16 protein-coding genes are annotated in these 16,904 nt (G+C 69.8%); 8 read left to right on the top strand and 8 right to left on the bottom strand.

Going from position 1 to position 16,904, the window contains the following annotated elements; all coding sequences use genetic code 11:
• Nucleotides 1–22: 22 nt before the first annotated feature.
• The 5 genes from AC1RQF_RS25715 (at nt 23) to proC (ending at nt 5,762) form a co-directional block, all read left to right on the top strand.
• Complete coding sequence (locus AC1RQF_RS25715) at nt 23–1,516, top strand: FAD-linked oxidase C-terminal domain-containing protein (RefSeq protein ID WP_274001265.1); 1,494 nt, start codon at nt 23–25, stop codon at nt 1,514–1,516.
• A 291-nt stretch (nt 1,517–1,807) separates the two neighbouring features.
• On the top strand, nt 1,808–2,896 hold the full coding sequence (glcE, locus tag AC1RQF_RS25720; RefSeq protein ID WP_492873254.1) for a glycolate oxidase subunit GlcE: 1,089 nt from the start codon (nt 1,808–1,810) through the stop codon (nt 2,894–2,896).
• 7 nt (nt 2,897–2,903) lie between these two features.
• Nucleotides 2,904–4,130 (top strand): glycolate oxidase subunit GlcF, encoded by a 1,227-nt coding sequence (gene glcF / locus AC1RQF_RS25725; RefSeq protein ID WP_274001260.1) that lies wholly within the window; start codon nt 2,904–2,906, stop codon nt 4,128–4,130.
• Nucleotides 4,131–4,210: 80 nt separating this feature from the next.
• A complete protein-coding gene (locus tag AC1RQF_RS25730; protein WP_274001257.1) occupies nt 4,211–4,909 on the top strand; it encodes a YggS family pyridoxal phosphate-dependent enzyme in 699 nt (232 codons plus the stop codon).
• Between the two features lie 40 nt (nt 4,910–4,949).
• Nucleotides 4,950–5,762, top strand: a complete 813-nt coding sequence (gene proC, locus AC1RQF_RS25735) for a pyrroline-5-carboxylate reductase (RefSeq protein ID WP_274001255.1) — start codon at nt 4,950–4,952, stop codon at nt 5,760–5,762.
• 142 nt (nt 5,763–5,904) lie between these two features.
• Here proC and ubiA read toward each other — a convergent pair whose 3' ends face one another.
• The 8 genes from ubiA to recG all read right to left on the bottom strand — a co-directional run bounded on the left by ubiA (nt 5,905) and on the right by recG (nt 13,500).
• Nucleotides 5,905–6,771 carry a 4-hydroxybenzoate octaprenyltransferase gene (gene ubiA / locus AC1RQF_RS25740; RefSeq protein WP_274001254.1) on the bottom strand — a complete coding sequence of 289 codons (867 nt, stop codon included), beginning with the start codon at nt 6,769–6,771 and terminating at the stop codon, nt 5,905–5,907.
• An 83-nt stretch (nt 6,772–6,854) separates the two neighbouring features.
• Nucleotides 6,855–7,319 (bottom strand): winged helix-turn-helix transcriptional regulator, encoded by a 465-nt coding sequence (locus AC1RQF_RS25745; protein WP_274001253.1) that lies wholly within the window; start codon nt 7,317–7,319, stop codon nt 6,855–6,857.
• Nucleotides 7,320–7,495: 176 nt separating this feature from the next.
• Nucleotides 7,496–7,984: a non-specific DNA-binding protein DpsA gene (gene dpsA / locus AC1RQF_RS25750; protein ID WP_274001250.1), complete on the bottom strand. Its 489-nt coding sequence runs from the start codon at nt 7,982–7,984 to the stop codon at nt 7,496–7,498.
• 139 nt (nt 7,985–8,123) lie between these two features.
• Nucleotides 8,124–8,270 carry a hypothetical protein gene (locus AC1RQF_RS25755; protein ID WP_274001249.1) on the bottom strand — a complete coding sequence of 49 codons (147 nt, stop codon included), beginning with the start codon at nt 8,268–8,270 and terminating at the stop codon, nt 8,124–8,126.
• 68 nt (nt 8,271–8,338) lie between these two features.
• Nucleotides 8,339–9,781, bottom strand: coding sequence for a catalase (locus AC1RQF_RS25760; RefSeq protein WP_274001247.1), 1,443 nt, complete (start codon nt 9,779–9,781; stop codon nt 8,339–8,341).
• A gap of 64 nt (nt 9,782–9,845) precedes the next feature.
• Nucleotides 9,846–9,983, bottom strand: coding sequence for a hypothetical protein (locus AC1RQF_RS25765; RefSeq protein WP_274001245.1), 138 nt, complete (start codon nt 9,981–9,983; stop codon nt 9,846–9,848).
• Between the two features lie 165 nt (nt 9,984–10,148).
• The gene (locus tag AC1RQF_RS25770; protein ID WP_274001244.1) at nt 10,149–11,108 is read right to left on the bottom strand and encodes a hydrogen peroxide-inducible genes activator; all 960 of its coding nucleotides are present in this window, start codon (nt 11,106–11,108) and stop codon (nt 10,149–10,151) included.
• Nucleotides 11,109–11,214: 106 nt separating this feature from the next.
• Nucleotides 11,215–13,500 carry an ATP-dependent DNA helicase RecG gene (recG, locus tag AC1RQF_RS25775; protein ID WP_492873255.1) on the bottom strand — a complete coding sequence of 762 codons (2,286 nt, stop codon included), beginning with the start codon at nt 13,498–13,500 and terminating at the stop codon, nt 11,215–11,217.
• Between the two features lie 144 nt (nt 13,501–13,644).
• Between recG and queA the strand changes: the two genes are divergently transcribed.
• The 3 genes from queA to yajC all read left to right on the top strand — a co-directional run bounded on the left by queA (nt 13,645) and on the right by yajC (nt 16,881).
• Nucleotides 13,645–14,685 (top strand): tRNA preQ1(34) S-adenosylmethionine ribosyltransferase-isomerase QueA, encoded by a 1,041-nt coding sequence (gene queA, locus AC1RQF_RS25780; protein ID WP_274001242.1) that lies wholly within the window; start codon nt 13,645–13,647, stop codon nt 14,683–14,685.
• A gap of 174 nt (nt 14,686–14,859) precedes the next feature.
• On the top strand, nt 14,860–16,041 hold the full coding sequence (gene tgt / locus AC1RQF_RS25785) for a tRNA guanosine(34) transglycosylase Tgt (protein ID WP_274001241.1): 1,182 nt from the start codon (nt 14,860–14,862) through the stop codon (nt 16,039–16,041).
• Between the two features lie 513 nt (nt 16,042–16,554).
• Nucleotides 16,555–16,881 carry a preprotein translocase subunit YajC gene (yajC, locus tag AC1RQF_RS25790; RefSeq protein WP_492873266.1) on the top strand — a complete coding sequence of 109 codons (327 nt, stop codon included), beginning with the start codon at nt 16,555–16,557 and terminating at the stop codon, nt 16,879–16,881.
• Nucleotides 16,882–16,904: the final 23 nt, after the last annotated feature.

Raw genomic sequence — 16,904 nt, forward strand, 5'->3', positions numbered from 1 at the left:
CCGCGCCCACCCAGGAGGAGACATGAACGCCCCCGACGCATTGCCGGCCGACGCGCGCGCCCAGCGCCAGCGCGAAGTCGTGCAGGCCCTGATGGCGGTGCTGCCGACGCACTGTCTGCTGTACCGCGACGAGGACACCGCCGCCTATGAATGCGACGCACTGTCGGCCTACCGCCGCCTGCCGCTCGCGGTCGCGCTGCCCGAAACCGAATCGCAGGTGCAGCGGATCGTGCAGATCTGCCGGCGCATGGACGTGCCGATCGTGCCGCGCGGCGCGGGCACGAGCCTGTCGGGCGGCGCGCTGCCGATCGCGCTCGGCGTCGTGCTGTCGCTCGCGCGCTTCAAGCGGATCGTCGAGGTCGACCCGTACGCGCGCACGGCCACCGTGCAGCCCGGCGTGCGCAACCTGTCGATCTCCGAGGCCGCCGCACCCTACGGCCTCTACTACGCGCCCGATCCCTCGTCGCAGATCGCCTGCACGATCGGCGGCAATGTCGCGGAGAATTCGGGCGGCGTCCATTGCCTCAAGTACGGGCTGACCGTCCACAACGTGCTGCGCGTGCGCGCGGTGACGATCGACGGCGAGATCGTCGAGTTCGGCTCGCTCGCGCTCGACACGCCCGGCCTCGACCTGCTCGCCGTGACGATCGGCAGCGAAGGCATGTTCGCGATCATCACCGAGGTCACGGTGCGCCTGATCCCGAAGCCGCAGACCGCCCAGCTCGTGATGGCGAGCTTCGACGACGTCGTGAAGGGTGGCGAGGCGGTCGCCGCGATCATCGCGGCCGGCATCATCCCGGCCGGCCTCGAGATGATGGACAAGCCCGCGACACAGGCGGTCGAGTCGTTCACGCACGCGGGCTACGACCTCGACGCGGCGGCGCTCCTGCTGTGCGAATCGGACGGCACGCCCGAGGAGGTCGCGGAGGAGGTCGTGCGCGTGACCGCGGTGCTGCGCGAGCACGGCGCGACGCGGATCCAGGTGTCGCGCACCGAGGCCGAGCGGCTGCGCTTCTGGTCCGGGCGCAAGAACGCGTTCCCGGCGGCGGGCCGGATCTCGCCCGACTACTACTGCATGGACGGCACCGTGCCGCGCCGCGCGATCGGGCCGCTGCTCGCGCGCATCGAGCAGCTGGAGGGGCGCTACGGGCTGCGGTGCATCAACGTGTTCCATGCGGGCGACGGCAACATGCACCCGCTGATCCTGTTCAACGCCAACGATCCCGACGAGCTGCACCGCGCCGAGCTGTTCGGCGCGGACATCCTGGAGACCTGCGTCGAATTCGGCGGCACGGTGACGGGCGAGCACGGCGTCGGCACGGAAAAGCTGAACTCGATGTGCGTGCAGTTCTCGCCGCAGGAGCGCGATGCGTTCTTCGCGGTCAAGCGGGCCTTCGATCCGCCCGGGCTCCTCAATCCCGACAAGGGCATCCCGACCCGCGCGCGCTGCGCCGAATACGGCCGCCTGCACGTGCGCGGCGGCCTGCTGCCGCACCCCGACCTGCCGCGCTTCTGAGGCGCGCGGCCCGGACGCTGTTTACCTATGGAACGCGCCTGCGAAGGCCCGGCCCGGCACGGCGCGCCTCCGAGCGCCTTCCTGCGGGGGCGCGGAGCACCCGGCTCGGCGCGCCGCCGGGCCGGACAAACGGCGCGCGCCGCCGCCATGCGGGCGATTTCGGGCATTTCCCCGGCATGAATGCGCGATTCGCGTCCCTGCTGTAAGCCAATCCTAGGGATAGCCGGGGATGTGCGGCGCCGCCGCGCCGGTACAATCGACCGGACAGAAAAACACAACGAGACAGAACGCATGGAAGAGGACGACATCGTCGCCGGTTGGGCCGAACGGATCCGCGAGGCCAGCGCGGACGGCCGCGCCCTGCGGATCCGCGGCGGCGGCACGAAGGACTGGTACGGCCAGGCGCTGGAAGGCGAGATCCTCGATACGCGCGCCTATCAGGGCATCGCCTCCTATGATCCGGCCGAGCTGGTCGTGACCGCGCGCGCCGGCACGCCGCTCGCGCAGGTCGAGGCGGCGCTCGCCGAGTGCGGCCAGATGCTGCCGTTCGAACCGCCCCACTTCGGACGCGACGCCACCTTCGGCGGCGCGCTCGCGGCCGGCCTCGCCGGCCCGCGCCGCGCGAGCGCCGGCGCGCCGCGCGACTTCGTGCTCGGCGCCACCGTGATGAACGGCCGCGGCGAAGTGCTGCGCTTCGGCGGGCAGGTGGTGAAGAATGTCGCCGGCTACGACGTGTCGCGCCTCCTGGCCGGCTCGCTCGGCACGCTCGGACTGATCCTGTCGCTGTCGGTGAAGGTGCTGCCGCGCCCCGTCGCCGAGATCACGCTGCGCTTCGACATGAGCGCGACCGACGCGGTGCGCAAGCTCAACGAATGGGCGGGCCGGCCCCTGCCCGTGAGCGCGAGCGCGTGGCGCAACGGCACGCTGGTGCTGCGCGTGTCGGGCGCCGAGGCCGCGATCAAGAGCGCGAAGATGGTGCTCGGCGGCGAGGTGGTCGACGCGGTCGAGGCCGAGCGCTTCTGGGCCGGCGTGCGCGAGCAGAACGATCCGTTCTTCTCCGCGATCCCGGCGGGCCATGCGCTGTGGCGCCTGTCGATGCCGTCGATCACCGAGCCGCTGCTGCTGCCCGGCAGCCAGATGATGGAATGGGGCGGCGCGCAGCGCTGGTGGATCACCGACGCCGACGCGCAAACCGTGCGCATGAGCGCGAAGCAGGCGGGCGGCCATGCGACGCTGTTCCGCGCCGATCACGGCTACGATCGCAGCGCGGGCGTGTTCACGCCGCTGTCCGCGCCGCAGATGAAAATCCACCGCGGCCTGAAGGCGGCCTTCGATCCCGCGCGCATCTTCAACCGCGGCCGGCTCTATCTCGATCTCTGAATGCGCGATGCAGACCAATCTCGCTGATTTCATCCGCGGCACCCCCGACGGCGACGAAGCCGACGCGATCCTGCGCAAGTGCGTGCACTGCGGCTTCTGCACGGCCACCTGTCCGACCTACCAGCTGCTCGGCGACGAGCTCGACGGCCCGCGCGGCCGGATCTACCTGATCAAGCAGATGGTCGAGGGCGCGCCCGTCACGCGCAGCACCCAGCAGCACCTCGACCGCTGCCTGACCTGCCGCAGCTGCGAGACCACCTGCCCGTCCGGCGTGCAGTACGGGCGGCTCGTCGAGATCGGCCGCCGCCACGTCGACGCGAAGGTGCCGCGCCCCGCGTCGCAGCGCCTGATGCGCCGCGCGCTCGCGAGCCTCGTGCCGAACGCCACGTTGTTCTCGCCCGTGATGCGGCTCGGCCAGCAGGTGCGCCCGCTGCTGCCGAAGCGGCTGCGCGACAAGGTGCCCGCCAAGACCCGGCCGCTCGCGTGGCCGACCGCGCAGCATCCGCGCAAGATGCTGATGCTGGCCGGCTGCGTGCAGCCGTCGATGCTGCCCAACGTCAACATCGCGACCGCGCGGGTGCTCGACGCGCTCGGCGTGCAGGCCGTGATCGCGCCCGAGGCCGGCTGTTGCGGCGCGATCCGGCTGCACCTGAACTATCACGCGGACGCGCTCGACGACGCGCGCCGCAACATCGACGCCTGGTGGCCGCACATCGAACAGGGCGCCGAGGCGATCGTGATGAACGCCACCGGCTGCGGCGCGACCGTGCTCGAATACGCGCACCTGCTGCGCGACGATCCCGCCTATGCCGACAAGGCGCGCCGCATCGTCGCGCTCACGCGCGACCTGTCGGATCTGCTCACGGGTTTCGAGCGCGAGCTGGCCGCGCTCGCGCGGCGGCGCGCGGTGCATACCGTCGCCTACCATCCGCCCTGCACGCTGCAGCACGGCCAGCAGTCGCGCGGCAAGGTCGAGCAGTTGCTGGAGACGCTCGGCATCGAGGTGCACCTGCCCGTCGACAGCCACCTGTGCTGCGGCTCGGCGGGCACCTACTCGCTGACCCAGCCGTCGCTGTCGTACCGGCTCCGCAAGCAGAAGCTCGCGCAGCTGCAGGCGCTCGAACCGCAGATGATCGTGTCGGGCAACGTCGGCTGCATCGCTCATCTGCAAAGCGGCGCGGCAGTGCCCGTCGCGCACTGGATCCAGCTCGTCGAGCATCTGCTGTACGGCTGAGCGCGCGACAGCCGCCGCGCGCGGTCCGTATAATCCAAACGATCCGCCGCCCGCGCGCGGCGCTTCCGTTTCCGCCTGCCATGCCCGATCTCGCCGCCCGCCTCGCCTCCGTCCATCAACGCATCGACGCCGCCGCGCGCGCGGCCGGCCGCGCGCCGGACACGGTCGCGCTGCTGGCCGTCTCCAAGACCTTCCCGGCCGACGACGTGCGCGCCGCCCATGCGGCAGGCCAGCGCGCGTTCGGCGAAAACTACGTGCAGGAATCGCTCGACAAGATCGACGCGCTCGCCGATCTGCGCGCGTCGCTCGAATGGCATTTCATCGGCCCGCTGCAATCGAACAAGACGCGCCCGGTCGCCGAGCGCTTCGACTGGGTGCATTCGGTCGACCGCCTGAAGATCGCGCAACGGCTCGCCGAGCAGCGCCCCGCCCACCTGCCGCCGCTCAACGTGTGCGTGCAGGTCAACATCAGCGGCGAGGCCTCGAAGAGCGGCGTCGCGCCGGGCCGGCTTGCCGAGGTCGCACACGCGGTCGCCGCGCTGCCCACGCTGCGGCTGCGCGGGCTGATGGCGATCCCCGAGCCCGCCGGCGGCGCCGACGCGCAGCGCGCGCCGCATCGCGCATTGCGCGCGCTGTTCGAGCAGCTGCGCGCGGACGGTCTCGCGCTCGACACGCTGTCGATGGGCATGTCGGCCGACCTCGAGGCCGCGGTCCACGAAGGCGCGACGATCGTGCGCATCGGCACCGCGATCTTCGGCGCGCGCGACTACGCGCACTGAGCCCCTCTTTTCCCGATCTCTTCCACTTCCGACCTTCATCATGAAAATCGCATTCATCGGCGGCGGCAACATGGCGGCCGCCTTGCTCGGCGGCCTCGTCAAGCGCGGCGTCGCGGCCCACGACCTGTACGCCGTCGACCCCAACGAAGCGGCGCGCGCGCGCCTCGCGGCCGAGCTGGGCGCACGCACCGGCGCCGCGATCGACGCGACGCTGGCGGGCTACGACGCGCTCGTGCTCGCGGTGAAGCCGCAGGTGCTGAAGGACGTCGCGCAGGCGCTCGCGCCGCATCTGTCCGGGCAGCTCGTGATCAGCATCGCGGCCGGCATCCGCGGCGCGGACCTGTCGCGTTGGCTCGGCGGCTATCCGCGCGTGGCGCGCGCCATGCCGAACACGCCGGCGCTCGTCGGCATGGGCGTGACCGGCCTCGCCGCGCTCGCGGGCGTCGACGCGGCCGGCCGCTCGCTGGCCGGGCAGGTGCTCGGCGCGGTGGGCGAGATCGTCTGGTTCGACGACGAGGCGCAGCTCGACGCGGTCACCGCGATCTCGGGCAGCGGGCCCGCCTATGTGTTCTATTTCATCGAAGCGCTGCAGGAAGCCGCGCGCCAGCTCGGGATGGACGAGGCGCAGGGCCGCGCGCTCGCGGTCGCGACCTTCACCGGCGCCGCGCAACTGGCGGCGCAGTCGGGCGAACCGGCCGGCGTGCTGCGCGAGCGCGTGACCTCGAAGGGCGGCACCACGGCCGCCGCGCTCGCGTCGTTCGACGCGCAGCACGTGCAGGAAGCGATCGTGCGCGGCGTACTCGCGGCGCGCACGCGCGCGCAGGAAATGGGCGACGAACTGGGCGCGGCGTGACGCGTGCGGCATGACGCCGGGCATAGCGACGCCCGGCGTGGAAACGCCCGACGTCACGATGCCCGATGCCCGATGCAAAAAAACACCCCGGGAGGCGCGCGGCCTGCCGGGGTGCGTGACCGGCGTCAGCGCCGGGCGCGGATCAGAACGACGCCGCCGCGTAGTAATGCGCGGCGATCCCCGCGAACAGCACGCCGCCCAGCCAGTTGTTGTGGCGGAACGCCGCGAAGCACGGCATGCGCTCGCGGTCCTTGATCAACGTGTAGTGGTAGATCGAGCAACCCACCGCGCCCGCCCAGCCGAGCCAGTACAGCGCCCCGAAGCCGAGCCGCACGCCGAGCCAGGCGTAGATCGCGAACATCGCGGCATAACACAGCATGATCGCCAGCACGTCATAGCGGCCGAACGTGATCGCCGAGGTGCGCATGCCGATCTTCAGGTCGTCGTCGCGATCGACCATCGCGTACGCGGTGTCGTACGCCACCGACCAGAATATGTTCGCGACCAGCATCACCCAGGCGAGCGGCGGCACTGTGTCCTGCACCGCGGCGAACGCCATCGGGATGCCGAAGCCGAACGCGATGCCGAGATACGCCTGCGGAATCGCGAAGAAACGCTTCATGAACGGATAGCTCGCGGCGACGAACACCGCGACCACCGACAGCGCCTTCGTGAGCCCGTTGAACGGCAGGATCAGCAGGAACGACACGAGCGCGAGGCCCACCGCGATCGCGAGCGCCTCCCAGCCGCGAATCCTGCCCGAGGTCAGCGGCCGGTCGGCCGTGCGCTTCACGTGGCGGTCGAAGTCGCGGTCCGCGTAGTCGTTGATCGCGCAGCCGGCCGAGCGCATCAGCAGCGTGCCGAGCGCGAAGATGAACACATACGCGGGCGGCGGATGGCCGTCCGACGCGATCCACAGGGCGTTGAGCGTGGGCCACAGCAGCAGCAGCGTGCCGATCGGCTTGTCCATCCGGACGAGCCGCCAGTAGAGAGGGAAACGGGCGAGCATGGAAACGGGCGAGAGTTCGCGCGGGAACGGATAACCCCGGCATTGTAGAACCGCGCGCCGCCGCCGGCAAAATCGGCGGCCGCTCAGCCCCCGAGATCGTCCGACCCGATTTTCCGCACGGCCGTGTCCTCGTGTCGCAACGGCCGGCCGCCGTGGGTGCGCGGCGTCATCGCGCCTACCTGCCGGCCGCTGCGCCGCTCGACCAGGGTCGAATGCGCTTCGCCGGGCCCGAACAGGTGCGCCTCGCCCCATTGCTGCATCGCGACGATCATCGGGAACAGCTCGCCGCCCTTCGCCGTCAGCACGTACTCCTGGTACGCCGAGCCGTCGGAGGCGGGCGCGACCGCGAGCACGCCCGCATCGACCAGCATCCGCAGCCGGTCGGTCAGCATGTTGCGCGCGATGCCGAGATTGCGCTGGAATTCGCCGAAGCGGCGTACCCCGTCGAACGCATCGCGCAGGATCAGCAGCGACCAGCGGTCGCCCACCACGTCCACGGTGCGCGCCACCGGACAGGTTTCGCCGCTCATGTCTCTACGTTGTGCCATACCGGTTTCGCTCGTCGAAGGGATGCGGTCGGGTCGCAGCCGGCCGGGACGGGCCGGACCACGCGCCCATATCGGTTGCATTTTAAAACTGTCGAAGCGCGACGCCAAGGCGCGCGCGTCGCGACCTGCAAAAACGCCTCCCGGAACGCGGGAGGCGTGGCGTGGGAATCCGCGCGTCACGCGAGCAGCGAGCGCAGCATCCAGGCGGTCTTCTCGTGAATCTGCAGACGCTGCGTGAGCAGGTCGGCGGTCGGCTCGTCGCTGGCGGCGTCGGCGGTCGGGAAGATCGCGCGCGCGGTGCGCACCACCGCCTCGTGGCCCTCGACCAGTTGGCGGATCATGTCTTCCGCGGCCGGCACGCCCTCCGCCTCGGGTATCGACGACAGCTTCGCGAACTCGCGATAGGTGCCCGGCGCGGCCACGCCCAGCGTGCGGATCCGTTCGGCCACCTGGTCGACCGCGAGCCACAGTTCGTTGTACTGCGTCTCGAACATCAGATGCAGCGAGTTGAACATCGGGCCCGTCACGTTCCAGTGGAAGTTGTGCGTCTTCATATAGAGCGTGTACGTGTCGGCGAGCAGATGCGACAAACCGTCCGCGATCTTCTTGCGATCCTTGTCGCTGATGCCGATGTTGATCTGCGTTGCGGTGCCTTTCTTGGCCATCTTCCGGACTCCTTGAGCAATCGGTTGAACCAGGGAACACGCCTCGGACGCGGCCGGCGGGCGCGCGTCGCGAGCCTGCGCAGTGTAGCGTGCGCGCGCCGCGCCGCCGGATGCGGCGGCGTGCGGCACGCTGCCGCGCTCAGCCGCCCGCCAGCAGCCGGGCCAGTTGCGCGAGCAGCACCACCGCGCCGCCGCCGACCACCGCGAAGCCGACCAGGCGACGCAGCGCGACGGCCGGCAGGGCTTGCGCGGCGAGCGCGCGGCGTTCGAGTATCAGTTCAGTCATGGTCGTTTCTCCGTCAGGCTGCGCGGCGGGGCCGCGCCGCGTCGCCATGCGGCCCCGCCGCGCGGCGCTTATTTCGCCAGCTTCGCGAGCGCGGCCTTCACGCCCGCCGCGTAGGCCGGGTCGGCCTTCGCGAAGTGTTCGAGCTGCCGCTCGATGATCTCGGCCGGCACGCCGTTGATGTGGCGGGCGATGTTGCCGAACAGGCGCTCGCGCTGCGCGGCGTCGAACAGACGGAACAGCGCGCCCGGCTGGCTGTGGTAATCGCCGTCCTCGCGGTGGTCGTAGTGATCGACCGCGCCCGCGGCGAGCGCCGGCTCCAGTGCGTTGCGATCCTGCGCGAACTGCCCGAAGCGATTCGGCTCGTAGTTCACCGTGCCGCCGAGGTTGCCGTCGGTGCGCATCGCGCCGTCGCGGTGCGACGCGTGGAACGGGCAGCGCGGCGCGTTCACCGGGATCTGGTGATGGTTCACGCCGAGCCGGTAGCGCTGCGTGTCGCCGTACGAGAACAGGCGGCCCTGCAGCAGGCGGTCCGGCGAGAAGCCGATGCCCGGCACCACGTTGGCCGGCGTGAACGCGGCCTGCTCGACGTCCGCGAAATAGTTCGCCGCGTTGCGGTTCAGTTCGATCGTGCCGACGTCGATCAGCGGGTACGCCTTGTGCGGCCACACCTTGGTGATGTCGAACGGGTTGTACGCCAGCTTCGCCGCGTCGGCTTCGGGCATCACCTGGATCCGGAACGCCCACTTCGGGAAGCGGCCCGCGTCGATCGAATCGATCAGGTCGCGCTGCGCGCTCTCGCGGTCGCCCGCGACCACCTGGGCGGCCTCGGCGTCGGTGTAGTTCTCGATGCCGTTCAGCGACTTGAAATGGAACTTCACCCAGAAACGCTGGTTGTCCGCGTTGTAGAACGAGAACGTGTGCGAGCCGAAGCCGTGCATCTGCCGGTAGTTCTTCGGGATGCCGCGATCGCTCATCAGGATCGTGATCTGGTGCAGCGCTTCCGGATGGCGCGACCAGAAGTCCCACGCCGCCACGTTGCTGCGCAGGTTCGTGTACGGATCGCGCTTCTGCGTGTGGATGAAGTCCGGGAACTTGAGCGGATCGCGGATGAAGAACACCGGCGTGTTGTTGCCGACCACGTCCCAGTTGCCCTCTTCCGTGTAGAACTTGATCGAGAAGCCGCGCACGTCGCGCTCGGCGTCGGCCGCGCCGCGCTCGCCCGCGACGGTCGAGAAGCGCATGAACAGCGGCGTTTCCTTGCCGACCTGCGCGAACAGCTTCGCCTTCGTGTACTTCGAGATGTCGTGCTCGACGCGCAGCGTGCCGAACGCGCCCGAGCCCTTCGCGTGCACGCGCCGCTCCGGAATCACCTCGCGGTCGAAGTGGGCGAGCTTTTCGAGCAGCCATACGTCCTGCAGCGCAACCGGGCCGCGCGGGCCCGCCGTCAGCGAGTTCTGGTTGTCGGCAACGGGGGCGCCCGCGGCGCTCGTGAGGGTCTTGTTGTCGGTCATCCTGGTACTCCTTTCATGAGGCTCAATGGGCAAACGGTATCGGGGAGCGCGGCGGTGCGCGGGCTCAGTGGGCCAGCGCGCGATCCGCGAGGAAGGCGCAGGCGATCGGCTCCCAGCCCCGCATCGCGCGCTTCGCCTGGATGACGAGCGTCGAACGCGGCCAAGGGTTCCGCCGCGCGGCCCAGGTCATGATGTCGGTCATGGCACCCCTCCTCTCTGTCGTGGTCGGGCGGCCTTCGCTGCCGGTCGCCGTGGGTTGGAACATGTCAGGCATCTTATATAAAACTATCGATACATACAAATCTATAAAATTTATCTATCAAATAGGCAAAATAAAACCGGGGCGGACCCCGGTCGCAAGACGCGCTCAGTTGAGCGTCGCGGGCATGTCGAGTTTCGTCACGCCCGGCAGCCCGCACGCGACGATCGCATCGCTGATCGCGTCGATCGCCGGCATGCGCGTGAAGCTCTTGCGCCAGACCAGCACGACGCGCCGGTCCGGCGCGGGCTCGTCGAACGGCACGTAGGACAGCAGGTCGGCATCCTGCGCGCGGGTATGCGGGCGCACCTCGGCGACCGACATGCGCGGCAGCACGGTGATCCCGACGCCGCTCGCGACCATGTGGCGGATGGTTTCCAGCGACGAGCCCTCGAAGGTCTTCTGGATCCCGTCGGCCGTCTGCGAGAAGCGCATCAACTCGGGGCAGACGCCGAGCACGTGGTCGCGGAAGCAGTGCCCGTTGCCGAGCAGCAGCATGGTTTCCTGCTTCAGATCGGCTGCGTCGATGGTATGGCGCTTTTCCCACGGATGCCCGGACGGCAGCGCGACGACGAACGGCTCGTCGTACAGCGGCCGCACCATCAGGCCGGTCTCGGGGAACGGCAGCGCCATGATCGCCGCGTCGATCTCGCCCTGCTTGAGCAGTTCGAGCAGCTTCAGCGTGTAGTTCTCCTGCAGCATCAAGGGCATCTGCGGCACGCTGTGGATCATCTGCTTGACGAGCGTCGGCAGCAGATAGGGCCCGATCGTATAGATCACGCCGAGCCGGAACGGGCCGACGAGCGGGTCCTTGCCCTGCTTCGCGATCTCCTTGATCGCGAAGGTCTGCTCGAGCACGCGCTGCGCCTGGGTGACGATCTGGTCGCCGATCGGCGTGACGCTGACCTCGCTGGCGCCGCGCTCGAAGATCTGCACATTGAGCTCGTCCTCGAGCTTCTTGATCGCCACCGACAGTGTCGGCTGGCTGACAAAGCAGGCCTCGGCCGCGCGGCCGAAATGCCGCTCGCGCGCAACCGCGACGATGTACTTCAATTCAGTAAGCGTCATTGTGGGTCAATCAATAATAAACGAGCGATAGATTTAATTTATACACCGGTTGAGCCGATTCGCCAACCTTCCACGACGAAAAGCGCTGTTGCGGCGCGCATGCCGATCAGGCCTTCAGGTACTGTTCGCGCGCGCCGAGCCAACGCGCGAGGTGCTGGATGACGACCTCGGGATGAGCGGCGATCAGCCGCGCCGCCGCCTCGCGGGCCGGCTCGATCAGCCAGCCGTCCTGCTCCAGGTCGGCGAAACGCAGCATCGCCGCGCCCGACTGGCGCGCGCCGAGGAATTCGCCCGGGCCGCGGATTTCGAGGTCGCGCCGCGCGATCTCGAAGCCGTCGGTGGTCTCGCGCATCGTCTTCAGCCGCGCGCGGCCGGCGAGCGACAAGGGGCCGCTGTACATCAGCACGCACACCGACGCGGCGGTGCCGCGCCCGACCCGCCCGCGCAGCTGGTGCAGCTGCGCGAGGCCGAAGCGCTCGGCGTGCTCGATCACCATCAGCGAGGCGTTCGGCACGTCGACGCCGACCTCGATCACCGTGGTCGCGACCAGCAATTGCACCTCGTTGCGCGAGAACGCGTCCATCACCGCCGCCTTCTCGGCGGGCGGCAGCCGCCCGTGCACGAGGCCGACGCGCAGCTCGGGCAGCGCCGCGACGAGCGTCTCGAAGGTCTCGACCGCGGTTTGCAGCTGCAGGGTCTCGCTTTCCTCGATCAACGGGCACACCCAGTACACCTGGCGGCCCGCCAGCGCCGCCTCGCGCACCCGGCCGATCACCTCCTCGCGGCGCGCGTCGCCGACGAGCCGGGTCATGATCGGCGTGCGGCCGGGCGGCAGCTCGTCGATCGTCGAGACCTCGAGATCCGCGTAATAGGTCATCGCGAGCGTGCGCGGGATCGGCGTCGCCGACATCATCAGCTGGTGCGGCTGGAAGCCCTGCGCGCCGTCGGCCGCGCCGGCCGCCTTGGCCCGCAGCGCGAGGCGCTGCTCGACGCCGAAGCGATGCTGCTCATCGACGATCACGAGGCCGAGCCGCGCGAACGTCACGCTGTCCTGGATGATCGCGTGGGTGCCGATCACGAGCTGCGCCGTGCCGAGCGCGGCCGCCTCGATCGCCGCGCGCTTGTCGCGCGCCTTGAGGCTGCCCGCGAGCCACGCGACCGACACGCCGAGCGGTTCGAGCCACGCGCGCAGCTTGCGCGCGTGCTGTTCCGCGAGGATCTCGGTCGGCGCCATCAGCGCGGCCTGGTAGCCCGCGTCGATCGCCTGCGCCGCCGCGAGCGCCGCGACCACGGTCTTGCCGCTGCCGACGTCGCCCTGCAGCAGCCGCTGCATCGGATGCGGCTCGGTCAAGTCCCGCCCGATCTCCGCGACCACGCGCTCCTGCGCGTTCGTCAGCGAGAACGGCAGCGCCGCGTACAGGCGCGCGCTCAGCGACGCCGCGTCGTCGCGCGCGCGCGTCGGCATCGCCGGCGCCGCGCGCGTGCGGCGCTCCTCGTGCGCGCGCTTGAGCGACAGCTGCTGCGCGAGCAGCTCGTCGAACTTGATCCGCACCCAGGCCGGGTGGGTGCCGTCGATGAGCGCGGTCTCGTCGGCGTCCACGCCCGGGTGGTGCAGCATCCGCACCGCGTCCGCGAGCGGCGGCACCGCGAGCGGCTTCAGGTACGCGTCGGCGACCGCGGCGGGCAGCAGCTCGGGCAGCGGCGTGTGGTCGAGCGCGTTGTCGATCGCCTTGCGCAGATACGCCTGCGACACCCCCGCCGTGCTCGGATAGACGGGCGTGAGCGCCTGCGGCAGCGGCGCGTCCTCGTCGACGACGCGCACCGCCGGATGCACGATCTCGAGCCCGAAGAAGCCGCCGCGCACGTCGCCGCGCACGCGCAGCCGCTGGCCGACCGCCATCTGCTTGACCTGGGAGCCGTAGAAATTCAGGAAGCGCAGCGCCAGTTCCACGCCCGCGTCGTCGCGCAGCTTCACGACCAGCTGGCGACGCGGCCGGTAGGTGATCTCGTTGTCGACCACGACGCCTTCCGCCTGGGCGATCTCGCCCGGCAGCAGCTCGCCGATCGGCGTGAGCGTGGTCTCGTCCTCGTAGCGCATCGGCAGGTGCAGCACGAGGTCGATCGAGCGCGTGAGCCCGAGCTTGGCGAGCTTGTCGGCGGTGCGCACCGGCTTGGCGGGGGCCGCCTTCTTCGCCTTCTTCGCGGGAACGGCTGCGGCGGCGGGCTCCAGGCGGCCGTCGGCGGTGCGCCGGCGGCGCGGCGCGGGCGCGGGCGCGGCGGGCGGATCCGTCGCCGCGGACCCGGCCAGGTCGGCGGGTCCGTCGGCCTCGGCGGGCGCGACGGCATCGGCGGCATCGACAGCGGTGGCGGAACGGCGGGCGGATACGGGCATCGGGCAGATCGCTTGCAAGTACAATAGCGGCTTTCCCGTCGTCCGAACGAGCGACGCCGGCAAACCGCGCAACCCCGCCATCATAGCGGCTCGCGCGGCGCCCGCCCCATGCGCGGCGCGCCCGGCCGCCTCGAACCAGTCCGTATGTTCACGCTTTCCGATTTCGATTTCGATCTGCCGCCCGAGCTGATCGCCCAGACCGCGCTGCCCGAGCGCAGCGCCAGCCGCCTGCTGGAGGTGGCGCCCCCGCGCCTCGTCGACCGCCGTTTCACCGAGCTGCCGTCGTGCCTCGCGCCGGGCGACCTGCTCGTGTTCAACGACACCAAGGTGCTGAAAGCGCGCTTCTTCGGCCACAAGGCGAGCGGCGGCCGGATCGAGGTGCTGGTCGAGCGCATCACCGGCGCTCGCACGGCGCTCGCGCAGATCCGCGCGAGCAAGAGCCCGGCCGCCGGCACCACGCTGCGGCTCGCCGACGCGTTCGACGTGACGGTCGGCGAGCGGGTCGAGCCGTTCTTCACGCTGCACTTCCCCGAGGACTGTCTGACCCTGATCGAGCGCCACGGCCGGCTGCCGCTGCCGCCCTACATCGAGCACGACCCGGACGCGACCGACGAGACGCGCTACCAGACGGTGTTCGCGAGCCAGCCGGGCGCGGTCGCCGCGCCCACCGCCGGCCTGCACTTCGACGCCGCGCTGCTCGAACGGCTCGACGCGCTGGGCGTCGAGCACGCGACGCTGACGCTGCACGTCGGCGCGGGCACGTTCCAGCCGGTGCGCGTCGACAACATCGCCGAGCACAAGATGCACAGCGAGTGGTACGAGCTGGGCCAGCCGCTCGTCGACCGCCTCGCCGCCACGCGCGCGCGCGGCGGCAAGGTGATCGCGGTCGGCACCACCTCGATGCGCGCGCTCGAATCGGCCGCGCGCGACGCCGAGGCGGCCGGCCGGCCGCTCGCGCCGGTGCGCGCCGAGACCGACATCTTCATCACGCCCGGCTACCGGTTCCGCGTGGTCGACCGGCTCGTGACGAATTTCCACCTGCCGAAGTCGACGCTGATGATGCTGGTGTCCGCGTTCGCGGGCGTCGAGACGATCCGCGCGGCGTATCGCCACGCGATCGCCGAGCGCTACCGCTTCTTCAGCTACGGCGACGCGATGCTGCTCACGCGCGCGGAGCCGGCCTGATATCCGGGGCCGGACGGCGCGTGTCGCGCGTCGCCCGATCCCTCCCGCTTTCCCCGCCGCCGGTCCACCGGCGGCGTTCCTCAAACTGCGCCGGACGTGTCGATCCGGAGTGGGCGCTTCAGCGCATACTCCGGTCCCATGCAAAGCATCTTCCGGTGGCAAGGAGTTCCAGCGATGACCGAAGGTTCATCCCACGATACGTCCGCGGACATCCGTCCGCACAACGGCCTCAAGTTCGAACTGCTGACGACCGACGGCCACGCGCGCCGCGGCCGCGTCACGCTCAATCACGGCGTGGTCGAGACGCCGATCTTCATGCCGGTCGGCACCTACGGCACGGTGAAGGCGACCCAGCCGCGCGAACTGGAAGAGATGCATGCGCAGATCATCCTCGGCAACACGTTCCACCTGTGGCTGCGTCCGGGCCTCGAAACCATCGAGGCGCACGGCGGCCTGCATCGCTTCATGGGCTGGAACCGGCCGATCCTGACCGATTCGGGCGGCTTCCAGGTGTTCTCGCTCGGCGACCTGCGCAAGATCACCGAGGACGGCGTGACTTTCGCGTCGCCGATCAACGGCGACCGGCTGTTCCTGTCGCCGGAAGTGTCGATGCAGATCCAGAAGGTGCTGAACTCGGACGTCGTGATGCAGTTCGACGAGTGCACGCCCTACGCGACCGACGGCGTGCCGACCACGCACCAGGAAGCGGCCGATTCGATGCGGATGTCGCTGCGCTGGGCCAAGCGCTCGCTCGACGAGTTCGAGCGCCTCGGCAATCCGAACGCGCTGTTCGGCATCGTGCAGGGCGGGATGTTCGAGGACCTGCGCGACGAATCGCTGGCGGGGCTGTCCGAGCTGGGCTTCCACGGCCTCGCGATCGGCGGGCTCTCGGTCGGCGAGCCGAAGGAGGACATGATGCGCGTGCTGCAGCACGTCGCGCCGAAGCTGCCCGCCGACAAGCCGCACTACCTGATGGGCGTGGGTACGCCGGAGGATCTGGTCGCGGGCGTCGCGGCCGGGGTCGACATGTTCGACTGCGTGATGCCGACCCGCAACGCGCGCAACGGCTGGCTGTTCACGCGCTTCGGCGACGTGAAGATCCGCAACGCGACGCACAAGAATTCGCTGAAGCCGCTCGACGCGACCTGCGGCTGCTACACGTGCCGCAACTTCTCGCGCGGCTACCTGCATCACCTGCACCGGGTCGGCGAGATCCTCGGCGCGCAGCTGAACACGATCCACAACCTGCACTACTACCTCGAACTGATGCGCGAGATGCGCGAGGCGATCGAGACGCACACGTTCGACGCGTTCCGCCGGCGCTTCGCGGAGGATCGGGCGAGAGGGGTCGACTGACGGGGCCCGGACGCCTCGCGCGGGAGACGGAGGGGCATGCCCCTTCCGGGTTTCGAGACTGTTCCGTTCCTGTTGCTCGGGATGCGCGGCCGTCAAGCCGGGCCCGGCCGCATCGACCGCCCGAAGCGACGGCGCGGGAATTCCACTTCAACGGCCTCGATCACCCGCCGCGCGGGCGGCCCGCGACGCTTCGCCCCGTTCCCCCTGAATCGACCTTGACCCCGGACCGTAGCCGCCCCGCCCGCGGCATCCGAGGCGCCGCGCCCCTCGCGCATGCCGTCCCGCCCGCCATCCCATTGAAATTTCAGACTTGTACTATTTTTGATGGGATACCTTCCACCGCCGACCCGGCCGAATATTACAATATGCTTTCCACGCAAGCACTTACTGCGGCGTTCGAGGCATTAACAGCTTGATCCGCAAGCCCATTTGCGGGTTCGTCGCGGTAGGGGCCGGTGGTAGAATAATCGGCTTATTTTTCAGATCTTCCCTAACGGAGAGACCAACGTGTCCTTGTCGTTCATTTCCAACGCCTACGCGCAAGGCGCCGCAAGCGGCGCCGAATCGAGCCTGATGAGCTTCCTGCCGCTCATCCTGATGTTCGCGGTGCTCTACTTCATCATGATCCGCCCGCAGATGAAGCGTCAGAAGGAGCATCGCAACATGCTCTCCGCGATGGCCAAGGGCGATGAAGTCGTGACGAGCGGCGGCCTGGTCGGCAAGGTGACGAAGGTCACCGACGCATATATCGGCGTCGAGATCGCCGAAGGCACCGAGATCACGGTGCAGAAGGCCGCGGTCACGACCATCCTGCCGAAGGGCACGATCAAGGCGCTGTAAGCCCTTCCCGAGCGTCCGGCCCT

It is taken from the genome of Burkholderia sp. GW821-FHT14F03 (assembly GCF_058803765.1).